Source organism: Bacillus sp. MMSF_3328 (genome assembly GCF_030733525.1).
GTDB classification, from domain to species: Bacteria; Bacillota; Bacilli; order Bacillales; family Cytobacillaceae; genus Bacillus_AB; species Bacillus_AB infantis.
Genome location: NZ_JASHIV010000011.1, coordinates 64,020 through 81,011, shown reverse-complemented (window position 1 = coordinate 81,011; position 16,992 = coordinate 64,020). Strand labels below are relative to the sequence as shown.

At 49.6% G+C, this 16,992-nt stretch carries 21 protein-coding genes; 16 read left to right on the top strand and 5 right to left on the bottom strand.

Annotated elements, in window-relative coordinates; all coding sequences use genetic code 11:
- The first annotated feature begins 6 nt into the window (after nt 1-6).
- Together clpP and RBB45_RS17265 are read left to right on the top strand one after the other, a co-directional pair.
- Nucleotides 7-588: an ATP-dependent Clp endopeptidase proteolytic subunit ClpP gene (clpP, locus tag RBB45_RS17270; RefSeq protein WP_009794366.1), complete on the top strand. Its 582-nt coding sequence runs from the start codon at nt 7-9 to the stop codon at nt 586-588.
- 135 nt (nt 589-723) lie between these two features.
- A complete protein-coding gene (locus RBB45_RS17265; protein ID WP_129613215.1) occupies nt 724-1,449 on the top strand; it encodes a hypothetical protein in 726 nt (241 codons plus the stop codon).
- A gap of 56 nt (nt 1,450-1,505) precedes the next feature.
- Here the strand turns inward: RBB45_RS17265 and RBB45_RS17260 are convergent, their stop codons facing one another.
- On the bottom strand, nt 1,506-3,023 hold the full coding sequence (locus RBB45_RS17260; protein WP_009794364.1) for a glycine betaine uptake BCCT transporter: 1,518 nt from the start codon (nt 3,021-3,023) through the stop codon (nt 1,506-1,508).
- Nucleotides 3,024-3,237: 214 nt separating this feature from the next.
- Between RBB45_RS17260 and RBB45_RS17255 the strand changes: the two genes are divergently transcribed.
- The 4 genes from RBB45_RS17255 (at nt 3,238) to RBB45_RS17240 (ending at nt 6,565) form a co-directional block, all read left to right on the top strand.
- Nucleotides 3,238-3,900, top strand: coding sequence for a DNA alkylation repair protein (locus tag RBB45_RS17255; protein ID WP_224948782.1), 663 nt, complete (start codon nt 3,238-3,240; stop codon nt 3,898-3,900).
- A 60-nt stretch (nt 3,901-3,960) separates the two neighbouring features.
- Entirely contained in the window at nt 3,961-4,827 is an 867-nt protein-coding gene (locus RBB45_RS17250; RefSeq protein ID WP_022544525.1) for a Cof-type HAD-IIB family hydrolase, read from the top strand.
- Nucleotides 4,828-4,891: 64 nt separating this feature from the next.
- Nucleotides 4,892-5,977 carry a PQQ-dependent sugar dehydrogenase gene (locus RBB45_RS17245; protein WP_240684190.1) on the top strand — a complete coding sequence of 362 codons (1,086 nt, stop codon included), beginning with the start codon at nt 4,892-4,894 and terminating at the stop codon, nt 5,975-5,977.
- Nucleotides 5,978-6,121: 144 nt separating this feature from the next.
- Entirely contained in the window at nt 6,122-6,565 is a 444-nt protein-coding gene (locus RBB45_RS17240) for an SRPBCC family protein (protein ID WP_022544524.1), read from the top strand.
- Nucleotides 6,566-6,591: 26 nt separating this feature from the next.
- On the opposite strand, the gene bshB2 is transcribed toward RBB45_RS17240, so the two are convergent.
- The 3 genes from bshB2 to pdxK all read right to left on the bottom strand — a co-directional run bounded on the left by bshB2 (nt 6,592) and on the right by pdxK (nt 8,594).
- Nucleotides 6,592-7,260 carry a bacillithiol biosynthesis deacetylase BshB2 gene (gene bshB2 / locus RBB45_RS17235; RefSeq protein ID WP_009794356.1) on the bottom strand — a complete coding sequence of 223 codons (669 nt, stop codon included), beginning with the start codon at nt 7,258-7,260 and terminating at the stop codon, nt 6,592-6,594.
- Nucleotides 7,261-7,281: 21 nt separating this feature from the next.
- A complete protein-coding gene (locus tag RBB45_RS17230) occupies nt 7,282-7,629 on the bottom strand; it encodes a YojF family protein (protein WP_022544523.1) in 348 nt (115 codons plus the stop codon).
- Nucleotides 7,630-7,757: 128 nt separating this feature from the next.
- Nucleotides 7,758-8,594 carry a pyridoxine/pyridoxal/pyridoxamine kinase gene (gene pdxK / locus RBB45_RS17225; RefSeq protein WP_101548846.1) on the bottom strand — a complete coding sequence of 279 codons (837 nt, stop codon included), beginning with the start codon at nt 8,592-8,594 and terminating at the stop codon, nt 7,758-7,760.
- Between the two features lie 140 nt (nt 8,595-8,734).
- Between pdxK and RBB45_RS17220 the strand changes: the two genes are divergently transcribed.
- The 10 genes from RBB45_RS17220 to RBB45_RS17175 all read left to right on the top strand — a co-directional run bounded on the left by RBB45_RS17220 (nt 8,735) and on the right by RBB45_RS17175 (nt 16,475).
- A complete protein-coding gene (locus tag RBB45_RS17220; protein WP_371931613.1) occupies nt 8,735-9,412 on the top strand; it encodes a response regulator transcription factor in 678 nt (225 codons plus the stop codon).
- Nucleotides 9,409-10,788, top strand: coding sequence for a HAMP domain-containing sensor histidine kinase (locus RBB45_RS17215; RefSeq protein ID WP_306010010.1), 1,380 nt, complete (start codon nt 9,409-9,411; stop codon nt 10,786-10,788). The genes RBB45_RS17220 and RBB45_RS17215 overlap by 4 nt, the downstream gene beginning before the upstream one ends.
- Before the next feature lie 205 nt (nt 10,789-10,993).
- Nucleotides 10,994-11,311, top strand: a complete 318-nt coding sequence (locus RBB45_RS17210; RefSeq protein ID WP_248138151.1) for a hypothetical protein — start codon at nt 10,994-10,996, stop codon at nt 11,309-11,311.
- A gap of 58 nt (nt 11,312-11,369) precedes the next feature.
- On the top strand, nt 11,370-12,281 hold the full coding sequence (locus RBB45_RS17205) for an ABC transporter ATP-binding protein (protein WP_306010009.1): 912 nt from the start codon (nt 11,370-11,372) through the stop codon (nt 12,279-12,281).
- Nucleotides 12,281-12,988: an ABC transporter permease gene (locus tag RBB45_RS17200; protein ID WP_101548851.1), complete on the top strand. Its 708-nt coding sequence runs from the start codon at nt 12,281-12,283 to the stop codon at nt 12,986-12,988. Before RBB45_RS17205 ends, RBB45_RS17200 begins: the two co-directional genes overlap by 1 nt.
- A gap of 1 nt (nt 12,989) precedes the next feature.
- Entirely contained in the window at nt 12,990-13,724 is a 735-nt protein-coding gene (locus RBB45_RS17195) for an ABC transporter permease (protein WP_009794349.1), read from the top strand.
- A gap of 362 nt (nt 13,725-14,086) precedes the next feature.
- On the top strand, nt 14,087-14,683 hold the full coding sequence (gene mobA / locus RBB45_RS17190; protein ID WP_248138149.1) for a molybdenum cofactor guanylyltransferase: 597 nt from the start codon (nt 14,087-14,089) through the stop codon (nt 14,681-14,683).
- Nucleotides 14,684-14,754: 71 nt separating this feature from the next.
- Entirely contained in the window at nt 14,755-15,219 is a 465-nt protein-coding gene (locus tag RBB45_RS17185) for a molybdenum cofactor biosynthesis protein MoaE (protein WP_248138147.1), read from the top strand.
- Nucleotides 15,212-15,442 carry a molybdopterin converting factor subunit 1 gene (gene moaD, locus RBB45_RS17180; protein ID WP_009794346.1) on the top strand — a complete coding sequence of 77 codons (231 nt, stop codon included), beginning with the start codon at nt 15,212-15,214 and terminating at the stop codon, nt 15,440-15,442. The genes RBB45_RS17185 and moaD overlap by 8 nt, the downstream gene beginning before the upstream one ends.
- A 13-nt stretch (nt 15,443-15,455) precedes the next feature.
- The gene (locus RBB45_RS17175) at nt 15,456-16,475 is read left to right on the top strand and encodes a ThiF family adenylyltransferase (protein ID WP_306010008.1); all 1,020 of its coding nucleotides are present in this window, start codon (nt 15,456-15,458) and stop codon (nt 16,473-16,475) included.
- A 99-nt stretch (nt 16,476-16,574) separates the two neighbouring features.
- On the opposite strand, the gene RBB45_RS17170 is transcribed toward RBB45_RS17175, so the two are convergent.
- Nucleotides 16,575-16,898 carry a YflT domain-containing protein gene (locus RBB45_RS17170; RefSeq protein WP_009794344.1) on the bottom strand — a complete coding sequence of 108 codons (324 nt, stop codon included), beginning with the start codon at nt 16,896-16,898 and terminating at the stop codon, nt 16,575-16,577.
- Between the last annotated feature and the right edge of the window lie 94 nt (nt 16,899-16,992).

The window sequence follows — 16,992 nt, the reverse complement described above, 5'->3', positions numbered from 1 at the left end:
TTGGATATGACGGCAATACCATATGTAATTGAACAGTCGAGCAGGGGCGAGCGCTCCTATGATATCTATTCACGGCTTCTGAAGGACAGGATCATCATGATTGGAGAAGAGATCAATGATCATGTGGCAAACAGTGTGATTGCCCAGCTTCTGTTTCTTGCCGCAGATGCGCCAGACAAGGATATATCGCTTTATATCAATAGCCCGGGCGGATCCACAACAGCAGGCTTTGCAATTTATGACACTATGCAGTACATCAAGCCTGACGTCAGGACAATCTGCACGGGTATGGCCGCTTCCTTCGGTGCGATGCTCCTGCTCGCCGGCACGAAAGGCAAGCGCTGCAGCCTGCCAAACAGCGAAATCATGATCCATCAGCCGCTCGGCGGGGCCAGGGGCCAGGCAACTGAAATTGAAATATCCGCGAAACGCATTCTGAAGCTCCGGGAGCATATCAACGGAATCATTTCCGAAAAAACGGGCCAGCCTGTTGAAAAAGTGGCCAGGGATACAGACCGCGACTATTTCATGAGCGCCGAAGAAGCGAAAGAATACGGGATTATCGATACTATCATTTTTCATAGCTGATAGCGGGAATGGCAGCCTTTTAGGAAGGGCTGCTTTTTTTTGAAAAATTGAATCTTATATCATATTGGGAAATCTGGATAAACGTCCCGAGTCGAAGAAAATATGGTAACATTTAGGGGGTGGAGGAGGCGGATTATGACTAAGAAATCTTTGAAGTGGGGAATTGGAGCGATAGTGCTATTGGCTATATTGCTATCTTTCGATAAATGGAAACTGTATAAGGAAGAAAAGCCTCCATTCCCTGAAATAGTGTCAGAAGGCAAGGAAGCTCAAGCAGTTTTGTTTGATTATTCATGGAACGGGACGGACACATCCAAAGCATTGAATAAAGCTAATCTATCAGACTCCCTGGAAAGCATGGAGGCATTGCCGGTCGGACCATTTTCAGATCTTTCAGTCTCCTTTTCGGAGAAGCCTGATCTAATATCCATTTCCGCCTGGGAGCCGCGGCTTGAAGAAGAAATCTATAAACAGGTTGGATCTGTCTTTCATTTTACAAACCGTCCCGGAACTGTGACTCTTGTGATTAAGGCTGAGTGGAATAAAGGCAAGGCAACGTATTTAACCAGAGTCAAAACCGAAAAGATTGTCTCTTACCAGGAACTTCTGGCCCCTGATAAAGAGGTTCAAACCGTCATTGGATTTGCTGTCAGCAATTCATCATCTCTTAAATTTGCCAATAAAAAACCAGGCGATCGATTTGCCTCTGGATACATATCTGGAGAATTGGATTATTTACAAAAAGCTTATCCCGAACTGGAGCTGAACGAGCTTCCCTCCTATTTTGTTTTTAAGCAGGAGAAGATTGTTTATCGTACAACTGACATGCAGGAGCTGAAATCTTATATATCAAAGCACTAGGGGAAAATAATTTTGATACCAAAAAAACTCCCGCTTAAATACGGGAGTTTCGCTGTTTATTTTTTGGTCCTTGGCGCAGGCGGTTCCTTGCTCAATGATTTGAGGAGCGAAATGCACATAAAGACAAGGATGACAGTAAATGGCAGGGCTGCGACAAGCGAGGCAGTCTGCAGTCCCTCAAGCCCGCTGCTGAGCAGGAGGACGGCCGCAATCGCACCGATCAGGATGCCCCAGACGATGCGCACACCGAGGGGAGGCATCAGTGACCCCTTGGAGGTCATGCTGCCGAGAATATAGGTTGCCGAATCTGCTGAGGTAATAAGAAACGTGAAAATCAGCAGAATCGATAATAATGAGACAATAAAGGTAAACGGCAATTCACCATATGTTGTGAACAGTGCACTGGTAACATCCGCATTGACTGCTTCAGCTATGCTTGTTCCCTGGAACAGGTCAAAATGCAGGGCGGTCCCGCCAAACACGGCTGTCCATAAAAGGGCGATGAGCGGCGGTATGATCAGCACGCCGACGACAAATTCCCTGATGGTCCTGCCCCTTGATACCCGTGCAATGAACGCGCCGACAAACGGGGACCAGGCGATCGCCCATGCCCAATAGAAAATCGTCCAGTCACGCACCCATGTACCGCCTTTATAAGGTGTAAGGCGCAGGCTCCAGTTAATGAAATTGGTAATATAATCGCCGATGCCCTGTGTGAACGTATTCAGGATGAAAACAGTCGGTCCGGCAATGAATACAAAGAGCATGATGATCAGAGCAAGGGAAAGGTTAAGATTGCTCAAATACTTGATTCCTTTATCCAACCCGGTCGTAGACGACAACAGGAAAAGGGCTGTCAAAACGACGATGATGATAATCTGCACCCATGCACTGTTAGTGATCCCGAAGGCAGCATTCAATCCGCCGTTAATCTGCAGGATCCCAAGCCCGAGTGATGTGGCTACACCCAGGACAGTGGCGATGACAGCCAGGATATCAATGAATTTCCGGAGGCCTGTCCGCTCCTTTTTTGTACTGATGATCGGCTTGAGCGTAGTGGAAACAAGCCCGTCCTGCTTTTTGCGGAACTGGAAATAGCCGACTGCGAGTCCGACAATCGTGAAGACGGACCATTGGCTGACGCCCCAATGGAAGAAAGAGTAGCCCATGGCAGTTCTTGCTGCTTCAGGTGTGAGCCCTTCCATATCAGCGATGGGAGGCGAAAAATAATGGCTCATCGGCTCGGCGATTCCCCAGAAGACAAGGCCGATGCCGAATCCGGCGCTGAAGAGCATGCCGATCCACGTGAAAAAGGAATATTCGGGTCTTTCATCATCTCCGCCAAGCCGGATGCGGCCATATTTGCTGATGGCCAGGAATAGGCAGAAAAATACAAAGAGGAGTACCGATAGCAGGTAGAACCAGCCAAAGGCGTATGTAGTGAAATCGAAGGCTTTCTGTGCGGCCCCTGAAAAAATGTCAGGCAGGAAGACGCCTGTGAGGACAAGCAGAAGGATCACTGAAGCAGAGACCCAAAATACACTGTTTAATGACTTATCTTGCTGTTCATTCATAGAATACCCCCTGTTTTTTCTCTATATTTAACCTTAACATGTATAAAAGACTGGAGAAAACGCCATCAATAGCTGAAAATGGCAATATCCAAGAATATATGGCGGGAAAGCCGGGATTTTGCCGCCTTGAGAGTGCCTCATGTAGATATATACCCTAATAAGCAAGTTAGCAACCTATTTAGCAAAAAATCTGAATATATAGGAGCTGGATGAGATGTATCTCAAACCTTTGGAAGAAAAATTCACCCTGCACAGGAATGCTGAGCAGGCAGAGCCGATGAGAAAATATATGAAAGGCAACTTCCCGTTCCTGGGAATAAGGACGCCGGAGCGCAGGAAGCTTACGAAGGGGTTTTTTGCAGAAACTCAGATCTTGAAGGAGCCTTTTCAGCATGAGTTTGTGTCAGAGCTATGGAAGAAGGAAGAAAGGGAATATCAATATGCAGCCTGTGACTATATCCTCAGCTCCTTGAAGAAGCTTGTAAAAGACGACATGCTATTTATGGAGAGATTGATTACAGAAAAGTCCTGGTGGGATACTGTTGATACATTGGCTGCCCACCCTGTCGGCCGAATTGCCTCCGATCATCCTGAAACCATTGAGGATACAGTGAAGGATTGGGCCTATGGCAGCCATCTATGGCTGAGAAGGACAAGCATCATCTTTCAGCTCCGGTACAAGCAAAATACAAGTGAAGGCATCCTGTATGAATTCATCAGCCAGAATGCCGGCAGCAAGGAATTTTTTATCCAAAAGGCAATCGGCTGGGCCTTGAGGGAGTACAGCAAGACAAACCCTGAGTCAGTCAGAAGCTTTATCAGCAGTTCTTCGCTCGCACCCTTGAGCATCCGTGAGGGTAGCAAATATTTAAAGTAAGAAGGAAAAACTGATAGAATGCTACATAGATTGAAAAAACAATTAGTAGGTGAAGAAATCATGGTGAAATGCATCGCGATTGATATGGACGGGACACTGCTGACCGCAACCCAGCAGATTACAGAAGAAAACAGAAAAGCGATCCAGAAGGCGCAGGCTGAAGGGGTGGAGGTTGTCATCGCCACAGGACGATCCTATTTTGAAGCGAACTTCGTCCTGGAAGAAGCCGGGATACACACCCCGATGATCTGCGTCAATGGGGCCGAAGTGAGGTCCATCGATAAAGAAGTAATAGCCAGCAATCCGCTTGACAAGTCGACGGCAAGGACAGCCGGCATGGCGCTCCTGCAAAATGGCGTTTATTTTGAAGTGTACACAAACAAAGGCACTTACACGATTGATGCCGATAAAGGCGTCTCTATCATCGTCGACATCTTCATGAGCGGAAACCCTGAAGCTGATGTGGATGAAGTCATGAAGGCGGCAGAGGAAAGGTTCACAAAAGGGCTTGTCCAAAAGGTGGACAGCTACGATATCCTTTTTGATGATACAGAGCATCAAATTTATAAGCTCCTTGCCTTCTCATTCGACGCTGAAAGGCTGGCAGCGGCAAAGGAAGCCCTTGTGCCGCTTGAGGACGAAGGGCTCGTCATCAGCTCTTCCGGTGAGGAAAACCTGGAGCTGACTAGCAAACAAGCGCAAAAGGGCGTTGCGCTTGAAGCCTTCCTTGAAAAAAGCGGGACAGGCATCCAGGATGCAATGGCAATAGGCGATAACTATAACGATCTTTCTATGTTCAAACGGGTGGGCAGGTCTGTCGCCATGGGCAATGCAGACGAAATCATCAAGGCACAGTGCGACTTTGTGACGCTGACTAATGAAGAAAGCGGAGTGGCAAAAGCAATCCTGGATGCCCTTAAGGCATAGGGAAATGACGGCACGGCCTGTTTTTTGGACGTTTTGAAACCTTTAACTGAAAGGCGGAGATACTGTGAAAAAATCAGCCCTATTCATGCTGCTCGGTTTGCTGGCAACGGCGGGCTGCTCGGCAGAAGACAAATCGAATGAGACAGAGCCGAGCCCGCAGGAAAGCGAGGAGGCGGCTTCAGCCGTGCCGGAGGCGGAAGAGTTCGCAGCCGATCTGAAGACCCCGTGGTCGATCGACCAGGCAGGAAGCACTTTTTATATGACCGAAAGGACAGGGAGCATTGTAAAAGCAGAAGAAGGCAGCCGGCAGAGGCAGGAGGTCCGCCTGAAAAAGAAACTCTCACAGGCTTCAGAGGCCGGCCTGCTCGGCTTTGTCCTTTCCCCGGATTTTAAAAGCTCTGGAGAAGCCTTTGCGTATTATACGTATGAAGAAGGATCCGTACAGCAGAACCGGATCGTCGTCCTGAAGCAGACGGAGGATGCCTGGGAGGAAACAAGGCTGCTGCTGGATGGGATCCCGAGCGGGCAATACCATCATGGGGGCCGCCTGAAAATCGGCCCTGACGGCAAGCTTTATGCTACCGCAGGCGACGCGGCAGCCGATCCGGAAATCGCCCAGGATCTGGATTCCCTCGGCGGAAAAATCCTCCGGATGAATCTGGATGGAACGGTTCCCGACGATAATCCATTTGCCGGTTCTTATGTATACAGCTATGGCCACCGCAATCCGCAGGGCCTTGCCTGGGCTGAAGACGGCACCCTTTATGCCTCTGAGCACGGACCTTCCGCCAATGATGAGATCAACCGGATCGAGGCCGGGAAAAACTACGGCTGGCCGGTCATCCAGGGCAAGCAAGAGAAGGAAGGCATGGAAACGCCGCTCTTCACCTCAGGGGAAGACAATACCTGGGCCCCATCCGGCATTGCCATCAAGGACGGCAAGCTATATGCGGCTGCGCTGAGGGGTACTGCAGTACTTGAATTCAACCTGGAGTCAGGGGAGCTAAAGGAACTCATCACCGGTGCCGGAAGGATCAGGGATGTGCTGCTCTCCGATGATATCCTGTACTTCGCCGGCAATAATACGGATGGCCGCGGCAACCCGGGGCCAAACGATGATAAGCTGTATAAAATCCGGCTTTCAGAATAGAAAAGAGGCAGGCTCAGAGAGCCATGCCTCTTTTTGACATAATGAGCGTTCGAGCCATATCTCTTAAATTAATACCTGACTCATATCCCTCAAAAAGGTATAATGTTCTCTGTACCAGCAAATCTTTTAAACGGGGTGCAGAATATGGCTGATTTTAAATCAACTGTCATTATAAGAAGACCAGTAGCAGAAGTTTTCCAGTACGCCACCAACCCGGACAACGCGCCTGAAATTATGCCGAATGTCGTCAAGATGGAAAAGGCAACGGACGGTCCGATCGGGCCATCCACGAAATTCATTGAAACAAGGATGATCAGGGGCAAGAAGGTCAAGGCTGAAATTGAATATACACAATTTGAACAGGACAGGTCCTATACAGCAAAAAGCAATTCCAATGGGCTGGTTGTCACGTATGATTATACATTCACGGAAATTGATGAAGGCACGCAGGTGGAGCTCGAAGCCAATATCCACACATCCGGCTTCATCATGTCCCTGACAAAGCCAATGCTCGTAAAGATTATAAAAAAAGAAGATGGCAGGCAGCTGTCCTATCTTAAGCAGATGCTGCAGGGGGATGAAGAGTAAAAAAAAAGAGCCCGGGGGCTCTTTTTTTATTGGAACTTATAAGTCCAGAACCGTTCATTCTGGATCCAGGCTGTAGCCTGCGGGTCCTTATTTTTCAGCTTTTCCTCCGTTTGGGCAGCCATCAGCTGTGTCTGGGAAAGATGCGCTTTAATGGCAGCAAGCTTCTGGTCGACAACGGCGCTGACATCATTGAGAATATCCGCTTCGCCAAGTTCATCGACGCAGTTATTGGAAAATGCGACACAATGCAGCTTCGGCCGGTCCTGCTCAGGCAGGCGCTCAAGTGCCCTTACAACAGCTGCCCCTGTTGCATCATGGTCCGGGTGAACCGAATATCCCGGATAAAAGGAAATGACCAGTGACGGATTCACTTCTTCCACAATGGAAAAAAGGTGGTCGGTGAGCAATTTTTCATCCTCAAATTCAATGGTTTTGTCACGATAGCCGAGCATCCGCAAATCCTGGATCCCCAGGACGCGGGCAGCCTCCTTCAATTCTTTGCGGCGAATCAGCGGCAGACTCTCCCTCGTTGCAAAAGGAGGGTTACCCAGATTGCGCCCCATCTGGCCAAGCGTCAGGCATGCATATGTAACAGGGGTCCCGCTGTTAACATGGGAAGCAATCGTGCCTGACACGCCAAACGCTTCATCATCCGGGTGCGGGAAAATGACGAGTACATGTCTTTCCTTATCCATTAGCTATTTCTCCTTTCACTTTTATTCAAACGGAGTCTCGCTGATCTGCAGCGCTACAGCAAGCTTTCCGCTGTTATCATGGCCAGCCATCAGCAGGCGGCCGATTTCATCCACTTCAAAGTGGGTGATGCCCTCCGCATACACCCAGCCGAATTCCATTTTCAAACCGACTCTGAACGGGCCGTCTCCGGTAATCTTTCCGAGCTCATATTTGAGGGATGCGTTTCGGATATAGGCTCCGGCAGAGAAAAAAGACTCATCAAAATGGGATGCGTATGCCCCATTTGTGGTTTCGAGGTGAACAAAAACGTTCTTTCCGGCAAGCCGGCTAATCTCTTTTTGCACATCTTCTTTTACGACAGGCTTCATAAATATATGCCTCCTTTCAGCACAATGCTGCTGTTCCTTGAATGAGATTATTTTACTAAAAAAGGAATGGAAAAGCGAAATCGGCGCTTCCACATTCCTTTTAAGCAGCGGCAGTGTTTCCTCCGCTATCAGATTTTCCGGCCCTCGGCTTTTTCGATTGAGCCATTGCTGCGATATGCACCATGCATCGTAGGACCCACATACTCGTTCAGGCGGAACCCATGGCGGATTGCTTCCGTAATGAAGGATTTCGCGGTCTCGACAGCTTCTGTCACGCTATGGCCCTTCGCAAGCCCTGCAGTTACTGCAGAAGAATAGGTGCAGCCTGCCCCATGCGTATAAACAGTATCAATCAGCTCGTTTTCAAACAAAAGGAAATCTTTTCCGTCATATAGGAGGTCAGCCGCTTTTTCATGCTTCAGCTTGCTGCCGCCTTTGATCAATACATACTTCGCACCCATGTCATGAATTTTCGCAGCCGCTTCCTTCATATCATCGATGGTGCGGATCGGCCCGGTCTGTGCCAGCTGCCATGCTTCAAACAGGTTCGGCGTTACCACTGTTGCCCGCGGAAGAAGAAGCTCCCTCATCGCGTCAGTGGTCTCCGGGTTCAATACTTCATCTTCGCCCTTGCAGACCATTACAGGGTCAATGACCGTGTTGTTCAATTTATTTTCATCCATCACCTTTGCCGCCAGCTCAATGATTTCCACCGTTCCGAGCATGCCGGTCTTCATGGCATCGATGCCGACAGACAGGATGGTTTCAAGCTGCGCCTTCAGCGTTTCGATTGGCAGCGGATGTACATGATGATGCCATTGGTCTTTCGGATCCATCGTTACAATCGTTGTCAGTGCAGTCATCCCGTACACACCGAGTTCCTGGAATGTTTTCAGGTCCGCCTGGATGCCCGCTCCTCCGCTCGTATCCGATCCAGCAATCGTAAGTACTTTCTTCATAGTCATGTCATGCGCCTCCCATTATTGTTCTAATTATGATTATAACAATATTATATCTCAGTACAATTGGAACGAATTGCAGGGACCCCTTTTCTTTTCGCCAAAATTTACCTATGATAAAAACAGAAATAGAAGATTGAGCGGTGATGAAGATGAAGAACATCCTATATATCGAAGATGATAAAGAAATCGGCAAATGGACGAAAGATTATCTCCTTGAAAAAGGCTACTCGGTCGACTGGCTGCAGTCAGGGGAGGGAGCAGCCCAGGCAGCTGTCAGAGCGGACCTGGTCATCCTTGATGTAATGCTGCCAGGTCTGGACGGTTTTACGGTCGGCCAGCGCCTGAAGAAGGATGCCCCGGGGATTCCTATCCTGATGCTTTCGGCCCGGACGGCTGTCGATGATAAGCTGCAGGGCCTGCAGTTTGCCGATGATTACCTGACAAAGCCATTTCATCCGGAAGAGCTGGCGGCAAGGGTCGATGTGCTGCTCCGGAGGTATGGAAAGCCGGAACAGAGCCAGCTCCTGCTTCGCCATCTCGAAGTCAGCCTTGGGGAGAATCGCATCACCGATACAAGGAGCGGCGAAGAGATCATCCTGACAGGCAAGCAGCATCAGATTTTCATGTACATGCTCCGCCATCCGAACCAGATTCTCACAAAAGAGCAGATTTTTGAGGCAGTCTGGGGGGAGCCCTATATGGACGGAGATAAAACCTTGATGGTCCACATCCGCTACCTGCGCGAAAAAATTGAAGAAAACCCAGGCTCGCCTGCCATCCTGGAAACCATCCGGGGCATCGGCTACAGGGTGAAGCAATGAAGCCAAAATCACTGCAGGGCAGATACCTGCTCATCATCCTGCTGGCGCTGGTGCTCATGCCAATCACCTTTCCGCTCGTTTCAGTTTTATTCCATATCCCATTTTCCATGCAGGAGCATGACCCGAATGTCTATGAAGACAGCAAAGGCATGGAATCAATGTGGAAGGAAGAAGGAAAGAAGCTCGGCGGCAGGACGGATGAGGAAATCAATGAGAGGCTCCGGGAGCTTAAGCAGAAGTACAATAAGGCAAGCATCTTTTGGGTCGACGGACAGGGGAGCACAAAGCTGAAGCTTCCAGAGCAAATAAAGATCCCTGCCCAGTGGGACCCGCTGTACACCATAGATTTCATGAAGACGAACAGGGGCCTTGAAGCTGATCCCTATACTGTCGTTTCATTCATCGGGTCCGGGAAATCCGAAGGGTTCATGGTCATCCAGGTGCCCCGGGGAGAAATGGACACAGAATGGGAGCAAGTAAGCAGAAGCTATGACTATTATTATCTGATTGCCACCTTTGGGGTGCTGGGATTGTTCCTTTTTGTGTCCTGGATTTTCTTTTACAGAATCCGCCAGAGACTGCTCCGTCTCCAGGAGGCAATGGACAAGCCTGCTGAAGGCGGGATCCCCCTGCCGATCGCCATTGATAAGAAGGATGAAATCGGCCAGCTGGAAGGGGCTTTTAACCGGATGATCGACCAGCTTGAAACAGGCAGGCAGCGGGAGCGGGAAGAAGAAGAGCTGAGGCGCCAGCTGATCGCCAATCTCTCCCATGACCTCAGAACCCCGCTGACAACAATCAGGGGCCATGCCTATTCTTTGAAAAAAGAAATCACTTCCGAAAAAGGCCGGGAATCTCTCGAACTCATTGACAATAAAGTCAGCTATCTTGGCCAGCTGATCGAAAACCTGCTTTCCTATACACTATTAACCTCAGGCAAGTATCCATACAATCCGGAAAAAACGGATATCGTCCGGCTCGTAAAAACCTCGGCAGCCGCCTGGTATCCTGTTTTTGAAAATGAAGGCTTCGAGCTTGATATTGAGCTGCCGGACAAGAGCATCTACTGGGATATAGACGGGCAATGGATGAACCGCATCCTCGATAATCTGTTTCAGAATATCCTCCGGCACGCCGCCCAGGGCAGATATGCCGGTGTCCTGCTTGATGCAGAAAAGGAAATTCTGGCCGTAAAAGATAAAGGGCCGGGAATGACAGGAGAGTCTGCTGGCAAAGGCGCTGGCATCGGTCTCTCCATTGCAGCTCTTATGCTGAAGGAGATGGATCTTGATCTTCAGATTAACAGCAGCAGCGGCGGGACGGAGATGGTGATTGGGAGGAAGGGGGATTTGGGAAAAGGGTATAAGGATGGATAGTTATTGGTGGAGGGTTCGGATGATTTCATCTGGACTCTTTTTGTTTTTTTTAAGGCTAGAATAGAATTTTGAAACAATTCAAATTTAAAAAGGCTGTGGATTGCAGTGGAAGGCACGAAGACTCCTCATAAAATGCATACGCATTTTCTTCGTGCGAAGCAGGTTCAAAGGTGAAGATTCAAAGTCCTGCGGGATTGCAGCGGAAATGTTGAGACCCAACAGCGCGCAAGCGCCAGGAGGCTTAACAGACGAAGTTCGAAGAGATAAAAATATTTATAAAGGATCAGTCGCTTTTATTGAAAATGGTAATAAATGTATAAAAGGTCGAATAACCAAAAAAGTAGGGCGAATCATTTCATTTTTAGGGCGAATCATTGTAATTTTATGCAGAAAAACGCTGAATTTGGGTGGAATCAGCCGGAAATCATGCATATCGGCGCCAGCTGCTACTAAGATAGATGGAATTTTTCAAAGAAATTCATCAAATGCAGCCTACATCCATCCTTTTTTAAACCAAATTTAAACTTCCCCCCACCCCCAGCTTAACCTTCGCGGGATAAGATGGTTCCGAGGTGAAGAAAATGAGCGATTTAATTTTGGAAACGAATGGTTTAACGAAAAAGTTCGGAAAACGGAGTGCGGTCGAAAATGTGGATCTGCGGCTGGCGAAAGGAGAAATATACGGATTCCTCGGCCCTAACGGTGCGGGCAAGACAACGACGATCCGGATGCTGCTCGGGCTGGCCAGGCCGACGGGCGGTTCCATCCATATCTTTGGCAGGGATCTGAAAAAAGAGAAGCTGCAGATCCTTCGCAAGGTTGGCTCTCTTGTTGAATATCCTTCCTATTACGGACATCTGACCGCCATCGAAAATCTTGAGGCTCTCCGCAGGATTCTCGAGGTGCCAAAATCAAGGATTGATGAAGTGCTGGCCATTGTCCGCCTGTCAAAGGAAGCGAAACGGCCGGTAAAAGGCTTTTCCCTTGGAATGAAGCAGCGGCTTGGAATTGCCGCCGCCCTGCTCGCGAACCCTGAGCTGCTGATCCTTGACGAGCCGACGAACGGACTGGACCCATCCGGCATTCTTGAAATCCGCGAGCTGATCAAAAGCATGCCGGCACAGCATGGAATGACCATCCTCGTCTCCAGCCATCTATTATCAGAGATTGATCAAATGGCAACACAGGTGGGCATCATCTCCAAAGGGTCGATGATTTTCCAGGATTCGATCCATGTTCTCAGGCAGAAGGCAAACAGCCAGATTGCGATTACAGTCAATGAAACAGAGAAAGCCTGGAGAGCGCTGCTGTCAAACGGCATCCAGGCAGAAAAAGAGCGGGAGCACCTGCTGCTTGACGGGACAGACGCCCAGGTGGCCGCGGCTGTGGAAACACTGGTCCGCCATGATGTTTCTGTATACCGTGTCCAGGAGCAGAGAAAAACGCTCGAGGACATCTTCCTGGAGCTGACAGGAGAAGGGGGAAGCCTGTGATGATGAACATGCTTTCCGCCGACTTTCTGAAAATCAAAAGAAAAATGATCCTGTTTCTCGTTTTTCTCGGCCCCTTTGGCGTTGTCGCTCTTGAAGCGGTCAATTTCGGGCTCCGCTATGAGTATTTGACAGGAGTTTATGCAAAAGATTTATGGAAAGGCTTGATCGGTGAAGCCAGCTTCCTCAGCATCCCTGCGATCATGCTCGGGCTTGCGCTGGTCACCAGCATGATTGCCAATATTGAGCATCAGACAAATGCCTGGAAGCAGCTCCTGGCCCTTCCTGTTTCTAAAGGAAAGGTATTTACCTCCAAGTTTCTATTGGCAGCCATCTTATTGTTTATTTCCTGTGTACTGCTATTCGTTGGGCTCATCATTCTGGGACTGATCCTCGGATTTGGCACAGACATCCCCTTCCTTCATCTGGCGGAATCAGTGTTCTTTCCTTATTTGGCTGGGATGCCTTTCATTGCACTGCAGTTATGGATTTCCATCACCATGAAAAATCAGGCCATTCCGCTGACGGCCGGCATTCTGGCGACGGTGCTGACCCTGTTTTCCGTGAAGTTCCCGGACTGGGTCCCGCTGAAATGGCTGTTTCTTGAGAGCTGGGGCGGTCCTTTTTATTCGGCACTGGCCGGCGTCCTGCTCGGCATCGGCATCTACTTGACCGGGCTGATTGATTTTTCCAGAAAGGAAGTGAAATAGCATGATCAATCTATTAAGCTCTGAATGGCTGAAGCTTAGAAAATCTTCTGTCTGGCTGCTTATATTTATAAGTCCTCTTCTGGCAGCGTTGGCCGGCTTTGGTGAAGCGGATCATCCCGGGATGGAGGGGGAGCTGCAATGGCTCTACACCCTCAGCAGCATGGCGTTCGTCCATGCGCTGCTGTTCCTGCCGCTCTTGACCGGTGTATTTTCTGCATTTGTCTGCCGCTATGAGCATCTGGGCGGAGGCTGGAAGCAGCTGCTGTCACTGCCGGTTTCCCGGAGAAATGTATATATCGTGAAATTCAGTCTTGTTATGGGGCTGATTGCTGTCTCCCAGCTGCTCTTTTTAGGCGGCCTGCTGCTGGTGGCACAGCTGAAAGGATTCGATGCACCGATTCCGTGGAAAATCATCCTGGAAAGCATAGCCGGCGGATGGGTTGCCTGCCTTCCGGTCGCGGCCCTGCAAATGTTTGTTTCAGCCGCATGGTCCAGCTTTGCCGCTCCGCTGGCCATCAATGTGGTCTTTACACTCCCAAACATTCTGGTAGCCAACTCAGAAACCTACGGCCCGTTCTATCCCTGGGCACAGCCGTTTCTGACCATGATTCCGCGGATGGGAGAAGAATTCGGGGCACTGAATGCCTCCATGGAAACCCTCCTGATTGTCATCCTCGGCGGCTTCGTACTGTTTTTCCTGTCAGGAATGACGTACTTTCAGCGCAAGGAGATTTAGTATCCAGTTTGTGTGGAAAAATGGGGGCGGATATTTGTAGATTTAAAACTATTTAGTCTTAACACTTTGCTGCTGTTTTCCGTTCCAGGCACTTCGCTTTCCGCGGGGCGACGCTGAGCCTCCTCCCGCTCCGCGGTGCGGGGTCTCAGCATTGCCGCTATCTCCCTCAGGAGTCTACGTGCCTTGCACTCCAAACAGCAGGTTTCTAAAACTTTTTAAGCATCCCTTATAATTCCGCAGTTTTTTTTCTCTGTCACCACTAAACTCTTTTTACACCCCTCCATGGATGTTTTTCCCACTACCTATTAATCCACCATCAAGAAAGCTACAATAGATACATATACCAAAAAGGAGGCTGCTGCATGAAAGCAACAGGAATCATTCTTGCGGGCGGGCGTTCAAGCCGGATGGGCCAGAATAAGGCGCTTATGACCTTAGAGGGGACAACGGTCATTGAACGGGTGCGTGACGAGCTGAAAAAGGCAGTCCAGGATATCATCATTGTCACCAACTCCCCGGAAGACTACGATTTTCTCGGCTGCCCGATGGCTGGTGACATCTATCAGGACGGAGGGCCGCTTGCCGGACTCCATGCAGGACTGAAAAATTCGCAAACAGACTATAATCTTGCCGCAGCCTGTGATATGCCCTTTCTTTCAGCCGGGCTCGGCAGCATCCTTTTAAACGAGCTGGGAGAATGCCAGGCCGCTGTTCCGAAAATCTCCGGGCAGCTTCATCCCTTGTTCGGTGCCTATCACAAGGGGTTATACCGGAGGGCAGAGGAAATGCTTGAAGCAGGCGACCGCAAAATGAGGAATCTGCTCACAGAGGACAGCCGGATTTTATCAGAGAAAGAGCTTTTGGAAAGAGGCTGGGGTGGTGAGGAGGCCTGTTTTTTCAATATGAACCATCCTTCTGAATACGAGACAGCTAAGCGTATGCTCGGCAGGGAATCTTAAAATTGGGAATGGGAAGCCAATCCTGCTATTCTATATAGATAAAAACTTCGAGAATCCTAAGAGGTGAGAAAATGGATTTTGAACTATCAAAAGAACCGATTGATGTTCAGGCTGTCACTGATAAAGTCATCCAGCGCAATGCTGGGGCGGTCACCGTGTTTATCGGGACGGTCAGGGAGCTGACGGGCGGCAAGAAAACCCTGTATCTCGTCTATGAAGCATATGAATCAATGGCAGTGAAGAAGCTTGAGCAGATCGGCCATGAAATAGAAGAAAAATGGGAAGGCGCGAAGGCAGCCATCACCCACCGGACAGGCAGGCTGGATATTACCGATATAGCCGTCGTCATTGCTGTATCTACCCCGCACAGGGCGGATGCCTATGAAGCGAACCGCTATGCCATCGAAAGAATCAAGGAGATAGTCCCTATCTGGAAAAAGGAACACTGGGAGGACGGGGAAGAATGGATCGGCAACCAGCTTGAAACCATTTCTTATCCGGCTGGCCGTCCGCAAAAGGAGGATCTGGATGAATAAAATCAAACTGTTTGCCCACTTGCGTGAAAGTGCAGGCAAGGAAGAAATCGAGCTTGACGCCGCGGGCAAGACGATTAATGAACTGAAAGCCATTTTAACTGAAGCCTATCACCTTAATCTGGAAACCGTAATGACAGCAGTGAACGAAGAGTTCGCCCTGGATCACGAGCTGATCAAAGAGGGAGACGTCATCGCTTTCATCCCGCCGGTCAGCGGCGGCTGAGGAGGGGAATAGGTTGGACGAAAGATATTCGCGCCAGACGCTTTTTCCCGGAATCGGCACGGCTGGACAGGAGAAGATCGCCCGGAAGCATGTCCTGATCATCGGGGCCGGGGCGCTGGGCTCAGGCTGTGCAGAGCTCCTGATCCGTGCGGGGGTCGGGAGTATGACGATCATTGACAGAGATTATGTGGAAGAAAGCAATCTTCAGAGGCAGCAGCTTTATGCAGAGAAGGATGCCAGGGAAAAACTTCCGAAAGCAAAGGCTGCAGAAAGGCGGCTGAAGGAAATAAATTCTTCCGTCAGCTTAAGCTGCATTGTCGGGGATGCAGATCCTTCACTTCTGGCTGGGCTTGCGCCTGGAACTGATCTGATGATTGATGCCACTGACAATTTTGAAACAAGGATGGTCATCAATGATCTGTCCCAGAAACTTGGAATACCATGGATTTACGGAGCCTGTGTCGGCAGCTTTGGAATGAGCTTTACCGTGATCCCGGGCAAGACCCCATGCCTGAATTGCCTTCTGAAAGCCGTTCCGCTGCAGGGGCTTACCTGTGATACAGGCGGCATCATCGGACCGGCCGTCCAGATGACTGTAGCCCATCAGGGGGCAGAAGCGCTGAAAATCCTGACAGAAGACTGGGACGCTGTCAGGACTTCGTTTGTCAGCTTCGATCTTTGGCACAGCCAGTATACAAATATGGGGACTGCCAAAGCCAAGGATCCGGGCTGCCCTTCATGCGGGGCTGAAAGGACCTATCCTTACCTGGAGCTGGATAACCGGACCAGGACAGCCGTACTCTGCGGCCGGGATACGGTCCAGATCCGCCCGCCCGGTAAGCGGGACCTGGATCTCGAAGGGCTGGCAGGGCAGCTTGGCCGGCTCGGCTATGAAGTAAAGGGCAATCCCTATCTTCTGTCTGCCGAGCTGGGTGCCGAAAGGGCCGTCTTTTTCAGTGACGGCCGGGCCCTCATCCATGGCACGAAGGATGAGTCCCATGCAAAAGCCATCTACCAGCGTCTGCTGGGTTAAATACAGGAACCCCTCTGCCTGGCTGCAGAGGGGTTCTGTTTTTTTCAGTAAGAAAGCCGTCCCGGGGGGTGTCCCGGAACGGCTGGAGAACCTTCTTACTTATTCGTTTGAACCTACAATGACAAGCTTGCCTTCATCAAGCACCTTTTCGTATTGCTCAGCTTCCACCTTTGAAAGGCCGAGAGCTTCGAACTTGTTGCGGAGCTCGTCGCCGCGCTTATTGAACATATTGCCGACAGAATCAAATAAGCCCTGTTCCTTCAAGCCGACGCTCCCAGTGTTCGTAGCATCAGTTAAATCTTCGGAACGGTTTTCGTCATGCGCAAAAATAAAGATATTGTCCTTTTCATAGCCTTCTGCTGTTAAAGTTTTAATAGTATCCGTTGCTTGTACGCCGTTTTCACAAACCTCAATTTTATACATGAATAATTCCTCCTCTAATTTTTTTGGACAATGTGCCTGTCCGCTTATTCTTTTATTTATCCTTTTTTTCCATACTTAAACTTCAATCTTTGTG

Excerpts from the sequence above, each read along its gene's own strand:
- RBB45_RS17210 (WP_248138151.1), top strand. The coding sequence starts at position 10,994 with ATGTTGAGACCCAACAGCGCGCAAGCGCCAGGAGGCTTAACAGACGAA.
- mobA (WP_248138149.1), top strand. The coding sequence starts at position 14,087 with ATGAAAGCAACAGGAATCATTCTTGCGGGCGGGCGTTCAAGCCGGATG.
- moaD (WP_009794346.1), top strand. The coding sequence starts at position 15,212 with ATGAATAAAATCAAACTGTTTGCCCACTTGCGTGAAAGTGCAGGCAAG.
- RBB45_RS17220 (WP_371931613.1), top strand. The coding sequence starts at position 8,735 with ATGAAGATGAAGAACATCCTATATATCGAAGATGATAAAGAAATCGGC.
- RBB45_RS17260 (WP_009794364.1), bottom strand. The coding sequence starts at position 3,023 with ATGAATGAACAGCAAGATAAGTCATTAAACAGTGTATTTTGGGTCTCT.
- RBB45_RS17185 (WP_248138147.1), top strand. The coding sequence starts at position 14,755 with ATGGATTTTGAACTATCAAAAGAACCGATTGATGTTCAGGCTGTCACT.
- RBB45_RS17205 (WP_306010009.1), top strand. The coding sequence starts at position 11,370 with ATGAGCGATTTAATTTTGGAAACGAATGGTTTAACGAAAAAGTTCGGA.
- RBB45_RS17250 (WP_022544525.1), top strand. The coding sequence starts at position 3,961 with ATGGTGAAATGCATCGCGATTGATATGGACGGGACACTGCTGACCGCA.
- RBB45_RS17255 (WP_224948782.1), top strand. The coding sequence starts at position 3,238 with ATGTATCTCAAACCTTTGGAAGAAAAATTCACCCTGCACAGGAATGCT.
- RBB45_RS17265 (WP_129613215.1), top strand. The coding sequence starts at position 724 with ATGACTAAGAAATCTTTGAAGTGGGGAATTGGAGCGATAGTGCTATTG.
- RBB45_RS17215 (WP_306010010.1), top strand. The coding sequence starts at position 9,409 with ATGAAGCCAAAATCACTGCAGGGCAGATACCTGCTCATCATCCTGCTG.
- clpP (WP_009794366.1), top strand. The coding sequence starts at position 7 with ATGACGGCAATACCATATGTAATTGAACAGTCGAGCAGGGGCGAGCGC.
- RBB45_RS17200 (WP_101548851.1), top strand. The coding sequence starts at position 12,281 with ATGATGAACATGCTTTCCGCCGACTTTCTGAAAATCAAAAGAAAAATG.
- RBB45_RS17240 (WP_022544524.1), top strand. The coding sequence starts at position 6,122 with ATGGCTGATTTTAAATCAACTGTCATTATAAGAAGACCAGTAGCAGAA.
- pdxK (WP_101548846.1), bottom strand. The coding sequence starts at position 8,594 with ATGACTATGAAGAAAGTACTTACGATTGCTGGATCGGATACGAGCGGA.
- RBB45_RS17230 (WP_022544523.1), bottom strand. The coding sequence starts at position 7,629 with ATGAAGCCTGTCGTAAAAGAAGATGTGCAAAAAGAGATTAGCCGGCTT.
- bshB2 (WP_009794356.1), bottom strand. The coding sequence starts at position 7,260 with ATGGATAAGGAAAGACATGTACTCGTCATTTTCCCGCACCCGGATGAT.
- RBB45_RS17195 (WP_009794349.1), top strand. The coding sequence starts at position 12,990 with ATGATCAATCTATTAAGCTCTGAATGGCTGAAGCTTAGAAAATCTTCT.
- RBB45_RS17170 (WP_009794344.1), bottom strand. The coding sequence starts at position 16,898 with ATGTATAAAATTGAGGTTTGTGAAAACGGCGTACAAGCAACGGATACT.